The sequence below is a fragment of the Staphylococcus sp. NRL 16/872 genome (assembly GCF_022815905.2).
Classification (GTDB): Bacteria; Bacillota; Bacilli; order Staphylococcales; family Staphylococcaceae; genus Staphylococcus.
Genome location: NZ_CP119327.1, coordinates 1,061,954 through 1,074,382, shown reverse-complemented (window position 1 = coordinate 1,074,382; position 12,429 = coordinate 1,061,954). Strand labels below are relative to the sequence as shown.

General features: G+C 35.5%; 10 protein-coding genes. All 10 read right to left on the bottom strand.

All coding sequences use genetic code 11. From position 1 onward, the window contains the following. Positions 1-8 precede the first annotated feature (8 nt). From MT340_RS05475 to MT340_RS05430, 10 genes are read right to left on the bottom strand one after another with little or no spacing between them, the layout of a single operon-like run. Positions 9-353 carry a hypothetical protein gene (locus MT340_RS05475; protein ID WP_243603643.1) on the bottom strand — a complete coding sequence of 115 codons (345 nt, stop codon included), beginning with the start codon at positions 351-353 and terminating at the stop codon, positions 9-11. Positions 354-363: 10 nt separating this feature from the next. Further along, entirely contained in the window at positions 364-1,887 is a 1,524-nt protein-coding gene (locus tag MT340_RS05470) for a BppU family phage baseplate upper protein (protein WP_243603642.1), read from the bottom strand. Continuing rightward, the gene (locus MT340_RS05465) at positions 1,884-4,538 is read right to left on the bottom strand and encodes a peptidase G2 autoproteolytic cleavage domain-containing protein (protein ID WP_243603641.1); all 2,655 of its coding nucleotides are present in this window, start codon (positions 4,536-4,538) and stop codon (positions 1,884-1,886) included. Before MT340_RS05465 ends, MT340_RS05470 begins: the two co-directional genes overlap by 4 nt. Before the next feature lie 13 nt (positions 4,539-4,551). Next, positions 4,552-6,390: an SGNH/GDSL hydrolase family protein gene (locus MT340_RS05460; RefSeq protein ID WP_243603640.1), complete on the bottom strand. Its 1,839-nt coding sequence runs from the start codon at positions 6,388-6,390 to the stop codon at positions 4,552-4,554. 10 nt (positions 6,391-6,400) lie between these two features. Continuing rightward, positions 6,401-7,342, bottom strand: a complete 942-nt coding sequence (locus tag MT340_RS05455; RefSeq protein ID WP_243603639.1) for a phage tail family protein — start codon at positions 7,340-7,342, stop codon at positions 6,401-6,403. A gap of 13 nt (positions 7,343-7,355) precedes the next feature. Continuing rightward, positions 7,356-10,568 carry a phage tail protein gene (locus MT340_RS05450; RefSeq protein ID WP_243603638.1) on the bottom strand — a complete coding sequence of 1,071 codons (3,213 nt, stop codon included), beginning with the start codon at positions 10,566-10,568 and terminating at the stop codon, positions 7,356-7,358. Positions 10,569-10,572: 4 nt separating this feature from the next. Next, complete coding sequence (locus MT340_RS05445) at positions 10,573-10,857, bottom strand: hypothetical protein (protein ID WP_227940551.1); 285 nt, start codon at positions 10,855-10,857, stop codon at positions 10,573-10,575. Positions 10,858-10,910: 53 nt separating this feature from the next. Continuing rightward, positions 10,911-11,414, bottom strand: coding sequence for a tail assembly chaperone (locus MT340_RS05440; RefSeq protein ID WP_243603637.1), 504 nt, complete (start codon positions 11,412-11,414; stop codon positions 10,911-10,913). A 59-nt stretch (positions 11,415-11,473) separates the two neighbouring features. Continuing rightward, positions 11,474-12,001: a phage tail protein gene (locus MT340_RS05435; RefSeq protein WP_243603636.1), complete on the bottom strand. Its 528-nt coding sequence runs from the start codon at positions 11,999-12,001 to the stop codon at positions 11,474-11,476. A 2-nt stretch (positions 12,002-12,003) separates the two neighbouring features. Further along, positions 12,004-12,426: a DUF3168 domain-containing protein gene (locus tag MT340_RS05430; protein ID WP_243603635.1), complete on the bottom strand. Its 423-nt coding sequence runs from the start codon at positions 12,424-12,426 to the stop codon at positions 12,004-12,006. Between the last annotated feature and the right edge of the window lie 3 nt (positions 12,427-12,429).

The following is a 12,429-nucleotide window of genomic DNA, read 5'->3' as shown; positions in this document are numbered from 1 at the left end:
AATATCGTTTAACTACTCTGTACATCATCAGCACTTCCTTTTGTCGTTAATAATTCTAATACGGTAGCCATATCCTTTTTAACGTTTTCGACTTCCGATTGAGTATCTAGTAATTGTTGTGATAGATTAGTAATAACTAAATCTTTATCATCGATTGGTGGTTCTGGTAATGTTTGTTCAAACTCTTCTTTTTCTTGTCCCACCCACTTCTGACCGTCATAATAAATAGGTGCGTATAAACCATTAGGTGGTTTTACATCAGTCCATTTATCATCAGGATAAATAAATTCTCCATCTTCATTTTCAAAAACAAGTACAGGTTGACCATTGTTACACAAATAAACTATTTTCATAAGGCCCCTCCTAATTCGTAAATCTCAATTCACTGTAAATATAATCTTCGCTCGTCCACTCACCTGTAATACCCGATGTGTAAAAAACAATATCTCCAGTTGTTAAAACCACTACACGGCAACCAGATTTACCATTTGTTGCAACTGGAAATGATTGTACTTTGTTAACTACATTTTTAGGTAGCGTTGCGATTACTTGACCATTTAACACATTACCTACATTCAATCTGATATACGTCGTCATAACATCGTTTTGATTTACTATTCTGAACGCACTCGTAAAACCTTCACTATCTTTATATGCTGGGTTAGGTACAGTACCATTTACAACTGTTAAGTCGTTCCAACCAGTATCAGTAAAACCGTCAACCCTTCTCCAATTCAACCAATTATCTGCACCATTTTTACTGCGTACATATATTTCATTTGAATTGTAAGGTAGGAATATGAGTTTAATGTAATTGCTACCCATAAACATAGCCCATAGTATACCGTTTCTAGCGCTAGTTACTGGTCCGTTTAAAGAATTGTATAGGTAATATAAACCACTTTTAGTGATAAGTTTTAACGGATCATTGAAATCTAAATCAACAATCGGAATTGCCATACCATTGCTATCTGTTAATTTGGCTTTTTGTAAATCGTAGCTACTCATCACGCTATCAACATCATCTTTAGTTAAAGCACCATTATTTTTAAAGGCGTTTACCTTTTCATCGATAACGTTATTTGCATCTGCAATAGTACCCTCTAATTCTTCAATGATTAAATCGGCATCATTTTGCATAGAAGATTGTGCTAACTTAAATTTGCTATCAACATCATCTTTACTCGAATTAATTTGAGTAATTGCCATTTCGCTTTGTTTGTTAATATCTTGCAAGATACTAACTTTTCTATCATCTATTAATTTAATGCTATCATCTGTAGTTTGATTAATAGTTTTAACTGCATTTGTGATGATTTGTTTGACCTCATCAACCATGCTAGTAGTTGATTGAATATCATTAACTAAGCTTTCTACTTTACTTTCAATAGTATTTTTTAAATCATCAAACATTCGAATGTAACTTACTTTTATATCGCTTTCTAGTTGATTAATTAAAGCATCTTTAACTTCAAATGTGAATGTACCTAAAACAACAGTGTCATCTTTTCCTTTTTTAGACACATCGTTAAGTGATAAATAAATCTCTCCTAAAACTTCACTGTTTACCACATTTTTTAGAAACCATTGTGGAACGGATACGCCAACAATACCTTTCATCGGGTTAATGTAATCGATATCTAACACGCCAGATGTACTAGCTTTTTCCGTTTGCGTTCTATTTTTAGCTTTAAAAAACGCGTAACCTTTAACGTTGTTACCAGATATCAACAAAGGTTTGTCATTCTTTTTAACTATAAATTGAAATTGCGCTGTATTTTTATCCATATTGTAAAAACCGATACCTCTATTAGATATCGGTCTCAAATATGGCGTTTCTTCTAAATCGATAGTTGCAACTTTATTCAACTCAAATACATCACTCATCGTTTAACACCCCACAATACTTTAGCAATTGCATATCCTCTTTCTTGCGTATATGGCGTAGTGATAGACATTACACGACCTACACCATTAACATCATCTTTATACCCTATGCCTGCTCTGCCACTTATATAATCACCAGGCGCAACATACTGCTCAACATTTGTATAGATTTGACCTAACAAACCAACTACATTCCATTCTGGTCTATCTTCGCGTGATACATAGTCCAATTTCTCGTCATAATCTGGGTTTTCGACAGGAATGTCACGCCATTCGAAATGAGAGTTGCCGTCATCATCTATAAATTCTTTTTGAACACGATTTGTAATAGTTACACCATACTCATTTTTAAGATATCTATCTTTATGTTGATAGGTTTTGTCGTTTGCTATTAAAGCTGCAGTACCAGATATAACACCAATAGGTCTATCACTCGGTTGTGCTTTTCTGATTTTATCACCGTCTAAAGTTACAATAGTCCCCAAATCAATGGCTTGACCACTTTGGCTTTCGAAATACTCAGCAATATCTGCATTGTTTTGTTTCAACTTACCATCTAAAGTTAGATCGCCTTTCAATACATTAAAGTCAATTTTAATATTCGATGTAGAGGGTTTACCTTTATCACTGTAACCAGCAACAATATGGTAACTTCCAGGTGATTTAACGTTACGACTGTTCAAAATTGTTTGAGCGTGGCTATATCTATCCGTTTCCGAACTCAACGAGTTGATAACTCCACTTCTCGAACCCATAGCTTTTGAACTCATACCTGCACCTAATGCAAAAGAACGTGGACTATACGCTTTAGTACCGCCACTCGATGCGATAACCGCACTTTTTTCTGCAACTGCTGCCGAGCCAGTTGTACTTGCACTTAACGGCCCCTTTAATACAGTCGGTGCAACTTTATACTTTTCATCTGCAATAACTGCTGCGTAATCGTAGTAATCAACGCTAACACCACTTATTTCAGTTGTATTGTTATAAGCAACAATAGCATTTCCAGTACCGTTACCTTTCATATTTCCATTGATGATTTTTAACTCGTAAATTCCACCACCACTTTGAATTCCCACTTTTTTAGATGAATTTAAAATGTTGAAGTTACTGATAACATGACGATAACCTCTATTATCTCCACCGTAAATCTGTATATCAGCACCCGCGTTTTTAAAGTCCATGATATTAATGTTATTCAAAGTTATATTGGCACTCATAAATTGTAGTGCTATGGCCGGTAAGTTATCGTCAAATTTACCACTAGCGAGTTTACCAAAGTCATCATCACCAATAGCAGTAAAGTTATTAATTGTTACGTTGCGATAAGCACTTACCACTAACGCTCTAGGCGTTGTGTCTGGATAAACACCATTATATTTAGGATAAAGGGCAGCACAGTTGTTTAGAACAATTGTATCTGCCGTTTTAGTAAGGGTATCTGTTTTCTTTCTGTGGTGGCCGATATGTCTGATGTTATATGATCGTATATCTTCATATGATTGATGATTGTTAACAAATACGGCTCTTGCAGCACTAGCAGTTGCATGTGCTTTGATTTCTAAACCACCAAAGTTACGTTCTGTTTTATTATCTGATAAATAAATTTGTTGAGAACCGTCATCAATTTCAATACCGTTATTATTACCGCCACTAATTGTAGGGTGATGAGCGTAACAGTTAGATATTGTTATATTGCGTGAATGGTGGGTAGTAATACCGTCGTCACCAAAATCATGAACTTCACATTTATCTATGTGTACAAACTGACTTTCTAATGATTGTGGCACTCTATTACCGTCACCTTGGTAATAATAATCATCACTCGCAAACGTTACATCAATACCATGTAATAATGAATGATGTGATTTGACGTTATAAATAAAACCACCTTTAACACCTGCAAAACGTATATTAGAAGAACGTGAGCCACCAGACGGTTTTAAACCTCCACCCTGTCTAAATTTATTACCATCAAAAGTGAAGTTTTCGATTGATATATTTTCTGCATTACCGCTTGTTTTTAGGTTGGTAATACCACAATTTTCGGCAGGTGTATTATTAGCAAGTTTAATTGTGGTAATATCTTTGCCTTGTCCAATCAATCTTGTGTTATTAGGTATTTTAATGCCAGTAACGATATAAGCACCTGCACTCATATTAACTGTTACATTACCATTGCCTAACGCTTGTTCAAAAGCTTTTGTACTATCGTTTTTACCTGTTGGATCACCACCAAAATCATCTACATGTACATTACGTCTAAGCTTCGTTGTAAACTCATCTCGTAATTTATCCATATCATTTTTAGTTTTATTAAAGTCATAAAATAATCTATCTGAGAGTACATCGTGATTTGTACCGTCAATAGCAGTGCGTGATGCTTTTAATTCCGCAACACCGTCGCCATTATGTCCTAAAACCAATGCTGATTGCTGACCTTTCAAATAGGTTAAAAATTCACTTACTGTTGTGTCAGCATATGTGATTTGAGATGAATTGTGTGCTACTTTGTCGCTTGTTTTATGTGCTTTGATGTTATCTTCTACATTGTTAGACCAACTAGTGATATTTTCAAAATTACTTTCAACTTGATTAATGAATTTTTCACCGAAGTAAGAATGCAATTTTGTAACAATATCTTTTATCATATTTTGCCTCCTTTTAGTCATAAAATTGATAATAATCTTTAATTAATTCATACATGATGACTTCGTGTCCTTTATCGTTAAAATGAAGGCCGTCTGGCATACTAGATTTTCTAAAAGCTGGACTGTATGGTTTGAAACTTTCATATCGATACGCATCAAACACAGGTATATCCAAGTCGTTACAAATATCTATTTGTACGTTTACGTAATCAATCAAAGTTTTACCTTTATCGTTCTTATCAGTATCTTTGCGTTTAACCTTAGAACCTTCCATATAGCACTGTCTTGCAGGTGTCATTACCAATAATTTTGCTTTAGGGTTATTCTTTTTGATGACTTCAATCGCACTATAAAAGGCACCGTAAAACGTTTTTATATCCGTTTTATCAGTGCCTATATCTACGTTTTTGACCCAATCACCATCAGTACCTTGTATGATGATTAAATCGCCTTTAATTTTAGAAGCTTGTTGGTAAATATCACTCATGGTAGTCCCACTTTCAGCAAGATTAGTATATTTTGCTTTAATCTTTTTAGCTAATTGTTGAGTAAAATTGTTTTTAGCTAATGACCCTTTAGCAATACTATCGCCAATTGTACCTATGGTTTTAACCTTTTTGATACTAGATTTACTTGAGAAATCATGTACAATTGTTCCGTTTGAAGTAGTAACGCTTTTAGCGTTTGCTTTATCAAGTTTTGCTTGTAAATCATCTGTTTTACCCAATAAATCTTGTGTGGTTTTTGTGTTGGCGTTTGCCTGTGATTGCATTTCTTGTTGTGTTTTAGCAGGGTTGTTTGTTTTTAAGTTAGTAACATATTTAGCAGCTTTACCAACTGCTTTTACATATCTATCTTGCAATCTAAACTCACCTAATACCAAGTCCATTTTTATGATATCTCCATTTATATCACGCTTGGTTGTGATTTCGATAATTCTTAAATCAACGTTCAAGCCCATTAAATCATCAATTACTTTAACAACATCGCCGACCCTAGGTATGGCGTTTTTAAAATACTTTTTCAATAACACGAAGTCGAGTGTTACTGATGTTTTGATACTATCGTTGATAACCTTTTCCATGCTCTTTTTTAAAGTATCTTCTTTGGTAATTCTTCCGTCTTGAACAGGTGGCGCATGCCTTTTACCAATAACATCAGCTAACGGTGATGTATATTCAAATTGCAAACTTGCCTCATTATAAGTTTGTTGATCTGTATAACCACCAAAGCCCTTTATAAATGTAAAACATTTAGTAGCATCTTCTTGTATTTTGATATTGTTAGCATTTACGCCTGCTTTTATCCAATATTCTGGTTTATATTCGATATAATCGTATAAGTGAAATGTTTTAGTTTTTGCATCATATTCATACTCTAGTGAATATCGTTCCAAACCTTTTTTAAATAAATCGAGGTTTGTGTCGCAATTACCAAGATTTTCAAATTTCGAAGATGATACTTTAGCATGCAATTTGTATTTGTAACCTGTACCTTTAAAAACTAAATCGAAATATGCTTTGCCAGTAAAACTACCATTATAAACTTCGTAAATACGATTATTGTTTAAGTCGTCGATTTCTACTGGTCTAGCTTTTATTGTTAATCTACTTTTTTGACCTCGAGTTTCTTTATCTAGCATTACAATACGATACTCATTTTCATCTTCTGGACCAGCAACGCCTGTTATCGTCCACATCTTTGTAATTGCACCGATAGCATCAAATGTACCTTTATTTTCGTCAATTACAATTGTTAACGCATTATCTGTATCAGATAATTTAGTGTTCAGTTCAGTTTCAACTGGTAAATTTTGACCGTAACCTTGTAATGTTTTTAATAATACCGTCATATCGTCACCCCTACATATAATATTCTTTGTGTTTGAACACGACTTTTTGCATCAACTTGGTACTTCTAAACGTGTTCCAACCAGGTATTAAAGTAGGGTTGCGTCGGCTCACATTATAAGCATCAATATTTAAGCCGTTTCTGAAAGTGTGGACACCATCAAACTTAATAGTATCACCTGATTTCAACTCTAAACCTTTGATGTTAATAACATCGCCACTTTCAACCATATAAAAAGTAGCACCGTTTTTATCATCTTTAGATACGTTTTCTGCCAATGTCACTTCAACCGTACTATCTTGATTAATTTGGTTAATTTCAACAGTACCAGCATAGTAAACATTACATATTTTTGTATCGTGGAATGTGTATTTACGTTTATTATCGTTAACATTGAAAGGTAAATCATCAGATATCGCCCACTTTTCAATACTTGCACTTTCGCTCTCTAAATCAGTGCTATAAGCAATACTTTCGAAATAAGGCAATTCAACAGTTTCAAATTCAAGTTCAAACTCACCAGCCGTTTGTGTGGTATCGATTGAAATTGCATTAACTAGACCAACAAATATTTGTCTACCGTCTACATAATCTAGTTCAAACTCTTGAGGTTTTGTGTTGAATATATCTTCATATTTAATAGATGCATCAGGTGTAGATAATTCACGTAAATAATATTGACCACGTAATAATGCTTGTAAATTTGATTTAAGATGTGTTACTTGAGCCATTTTTTCTACTTGATATCTCAATCTAAGACTAACTATCTTCTTTTCTTCATAAACAGAGTTAAAAAACCTTCCTTTCGCACCATTAACTGTACTGTATTCACGATCATATCCTGAGCCTTTGACATCATAGGATACTACTTCTAAAACTGAGCCAGTAAAAGTGTTATTACTGACTTTATACTTTTTATTATCTTTAATTATTTCTATGTCGTGAGCAATCAATAATAACACTCCTTTACAAGCCCATACTGCTGTTTTTACCGTTTTGTTCTTCAATGTAAGATTTAATGTAATCTACATCGCCCTCGTTACGAACAGTTACGTTTACGATTGGACGATTGTTCTCTTGCATACTGTGTCTCACATCTTTAGTCATGTGAGCGTCGACGCTACCATTCAATGAACCACCTAAACCGTCTGTTAAGTCTGTAGATAATTCCGGTTTAAACGCGTCAGTTAAATTACTAGCTACACTACGAACTGCATTCACCGCTTTGTGTTGGTCTGCTAAGATACCCATTCCTAAGCCTTGTGAAATATATTCACCAATTCCTCTAAACACACGAGATGGGGAATGTATGTGTAAGACGCTTTTTGCGGCATTAACGGCACTTTGTGCTACGTTCTTAGCTGCGTTTACCACCCATGATAAGCCTTTTTTGATGCCGTTTACTAAACCGCGCATCAAATCCAGTCCAGCAGAAACAAATTGACTTACAAAGTTTCTAACTGTATTAACTGCTCTACTCATTCCTGATTGCACTTGGCTAACAACATTCATAAAACCACTTATCACACTTTGAACAAACCTAGACATAGCACTAACAATTGAAGATACCCATTGCGATCCACCAGAAACAATCCTACTGTACGCTTGTTGCATATGTTGCCAAACAGAATTGACAACTCGCATAAAACCATTTGCAACTCGACTGAAGAAATTAGAAACAGTTGAACCGATAGAACTCACCCATTGCGCACCTGTAGATACAACATAGTTATACGCTTGTACCATTTTGTTCCAAACAGACTGTGCCATTTGGCCGAACCATTGTGACACACTAGACCAGATTTGAGTGACAAATTGTACTGTGGACGACCAAATTTGACCCCAACTACTAATACTAGTACCTAAAATAGAGTTTAGAGATGTGAAAATAAAATTAGAAATTTGAGTAAAAATTGAGAGTATCGTATTCCAAATTGTATTTAGCACATTTGAAATCGTAGTTTGTAAGGTTAGCCAAGCACCTGAAAAATCGCCAGTTAGCAATTGGATAAATGCCGTGAATAAACCGACGATTAATTGGACGACAGCCGAAATAATACCACCAATGGCAGTAAATACGACTGATACGGCTAGCCATAAAGATTGGAACGCACCTATCAATAATTGAATAGCGCCCATGACTAAGCCGCCTAGTACTTGCATAAAAATTTGGCCAACTTGTTGAAGTAATGGCATTATCGGTTGCAAGGTTTGTTGGATTGAAGCCCACAATTGCATAAACCAGTTAACAATTGAGCTTATCGCACCTGAAATCGCCGAAACTATGCCATTCCACGCGCTTGTTATCATATTTCTGAAATTCTCGTTCGTTTTCCACAAATAGATAATAACGCCGACTAAAGCCATGATTATCCCAATTACAATACCGATTGGACCAGTAAGCACTTCAAACGCAGTACCTAAAATAGGTAGTAGTTTAGATATATTAGCAATCGGACTCATTAACAATCTAAACGCACCTTGTAGCATAGTTAAAATACCTCTTAAAATGCCACTAGATGAAACGAAACGTAATATACTACCGATAACTTTAATTAAACTAGTACCAAATACATTGGATAGTACTGTGCTAATTGCTATCACTGGTGCCATTAACGCCCAGAATATACCACTTAAAATCATAAGTACGCCCATGATTTTAGCGACTGCCGGATGTGTTTCAAACAATTTAGCAATAAAACCTGCAAAAGCAGTAACAACACGTAAGATAACGCTTGCTATTGGCGCCATTGCAACGCCAAACGCTACTAAAGCACGTACAATATTGCCGATTAATTGCATAATCACTGGTCCATTTTGTTGCACATAGCTAATAAACTTCTTAAAGCCTTCTGATTTTCCGACTTGTTCGGACCATGTTCTAAATTGACTAGTTAATTTAACTAACCAATCAAATATACCGGCACTATTTTGTGCAAATGCGCCCATTAAATTACCAATACCGGCAAACACATTGCCAAATATCTGACCTATTTTAGGTAGATTGGTTTTTGTATACTCGATAAATGCTTTGATAGCATTTTGACCAGCTACGCTATTAGCCCAGTTTTGAAACTTTTTACCTAGACTATCTAAACCTTGTGCTACCCATAAGAATAATGGTGCTAATTGGGTAAATACATTGATTAAACCGTCGCCAAATCTACCAGCAGCACTTAATAAAGTATTAAATATTTTAACGCCTGTTGTGTTCATCATATTAAAGAATTTAGAAGCAGTTTGACTATTTTGCGCCCATTTAAGCACGCTAGCGCTCGCTTTTTCCATTCCTGCTGCAACTCCACTCAAGAATGGTGTCATGCGTTGTAGCGCCACATTTACAGTATTTAAACCATTAGCCAACGTATTAAATATTTGGGATTGGTTTTGTTTGATAATGCCTGCCCACGTTGATTTTACTTGTTCTAATGCAGATTGATAACGTCTAGTTTCAGCTGTTGCTTGTAATGTACCATCATTAAGCATTTTTATAGCACTTGCAGCCATTACACCAAAGCCGAACGCACCTGCTCCTGCAATAGCAAACGCTCCGGCTAAACCAACTACGTCACCTGCTAATACACCAACCGCATTCAATACTGCCATAATTGCAGGTACTAAACCTGCGATAACTGGTATCAAGCCTTGAATGCTTGCTATCATTAAACCTTTAACATGTTGGCTAAAAATAGTACCAAACGTTCTAATTTTAGTAGCTAAAGCGTCCATTTTATCGCCATATTCGTCTAAAGATTGACCTAAAGCTCTTGTTAACACTTGTGTTCTAGTCATTCCTCTAGTGTCAAAATTTACGTGTACTGTTTTATCATGCAGTAACGCTAACATTGCTTTAGCGCTAATCACAGAACGCTTTAAATTATCGTTGTCACCTTTAATATCTACTCGTTTATCACGAATACGTTGCAATTCTGCTTTAGCAAAAGATATCGCACGTTTAATAGGGTTGGTGTCTCCGTCTATATCCACTTTATGCTCTCGCCAACGTTGCGCCATAGCTTTGGCTCTTTGGAGATTACGTTGGAATTGGCTAATATTAGCTTTCACATCAGTTTCAATTTCATCTGGAATAGATGTTTTAGCTAAACTTTGCGCTTTTCTTACATTACTTTGAAAGTCGCGTATATTAGCCATGATCTTAGCCATGAAGTTCTTTTCCACGTATTCACTCTCCTTTCTGTTTTTGTTGTTCTAACCAACGCTTAGTACCTGATTTGAATAACTCTCGTCTACGTTTTTCATGTTCAAGTTCTGCACGTTTAATACGTTCATAACTACCAGGGTTACGTATTTCAAAACGTTGACGCTCAATTTCTCTAGTCATACGTTTTAATGACTTGCCAGCTTGTACAAGTCCATTCGCTTGAGCGACCTGTATCATTAATTCTTTCTGATCTAAAATCTTATCTTGGCCACCAATTATCCAATCTTTCCATTCATTAGGTGACATCATCATTAACTCATTTTCAGACAGATAACCTATGTACCTGCTCGTTAATTGTCTTATTTCTGAATAGTTAAGTAAGGTTCCGCGTTCATGATTTCTTTGTAATTCTCTTTCATAAACTCGATGCCGGCTTTCGTTGTTTCTTTGTCCTCGCCCTTCGCCATTTGTGGCGCTTTGTTCATTTGCGTCCAGAACCCTCGAGATTTTTGCTTGAAAAAACCGCTATTATTCAATACATCTAAGGCACCTTGTAATAATTCGATTGTGTCTTCTTTCTCTTCAATGATTTCAATTAAAGCCAATTCAATTTCATCTCTTGAAGGTGCGTTTTTACCTAAATATGCAGTAGCACATTCCCAAAAATTAGCAATAGCAACAGTGTCACGTTCTAAAATACCGTTGTAAATCACATTAAAACCAGGTGTAGTAACAGTTTTGCCATCCTTATCTTTTGTATCTTCGGCAAACTTCTTCGCTTTTAGGTCAAACGCAAATAACGCTTTAGCTTTTACTTCGTTATCATTGATTGTAAGTGTTGTAATTGGTTTAAATTCAGTCAAAATATATACCTCATTTCAAATTTTATATAAAAAAATAAGGGGACATCTGTCCCCAATTATTAAGCACCTGTTGCTTTAGCTTGGTCCTCAAAGCTACCCACTTTTTCCGCAAAACTTTCGTATTCAACAGTAGGTGCGCCTGCTGCCTCAAACCATTCTGGTGGTAGATTAGCTTCAGTTCCCTCTGCAGAGTTCCACTTAACTTTTAACGTTAATTCAATTTTGTTATCTTCATCGTCGAACGACATTTCGTAGCTTTCTGGCACTGTATAAGCAAACACGCCATGATATTTACCGTCATCGCGTTTATTGCGTTCATACAACCATACACGTAATTGTTCGCCGTTTTTAATTGCTGTTTTAACTTGTTCGATACCTTTATCACCAGGAATATTACCGATAGTAAGTTTAAACTCTTCAGAAACTGCATTTACGCCATAATCAGTTTTACCACCACGAATGATTTCAGCTAAGTCATTCTCAATAGTGTGTCCACCTTCTTGTAAGTCGGCTAATAGTAAAGCATCAGTTGGATCTAATTTATCTTTAGCTGGTCTAACTACTGCTAAGTAATTCTTTTGAGCCATGCTTACACTTCCTCTCTCTTAGTTTTATGTCTGAAATTAAATAAAAGCCGAATTGTGCCATGCTTAGTAAACCTATCTACATCTGGAAATACTGCTTGGCTATCAATTCGACTGTGTCTAAATTCATAATTATCTATCTCGATTGGTTTGTTCAGTACATAACCAATAGCGCTAATTAATAGCTTGGCCTCGTACTGTGTTGGATATTGTGAATACACGTGAAAAACGATACCTACCGTTTCACGCATATTTGCACTACTTTCGTTATTAGTGACGTTGCTCTCACCCACAACAATATATGGGTATCGCACATCATCTTGAACGACATCAAAAACCCTATCACCAACTAATTTGTTAATGATAGGGTCTGCTTTTAATGTTTCGTATAATCTACTTGTAAGTTCAGGTTCAACCGATACCCACATATT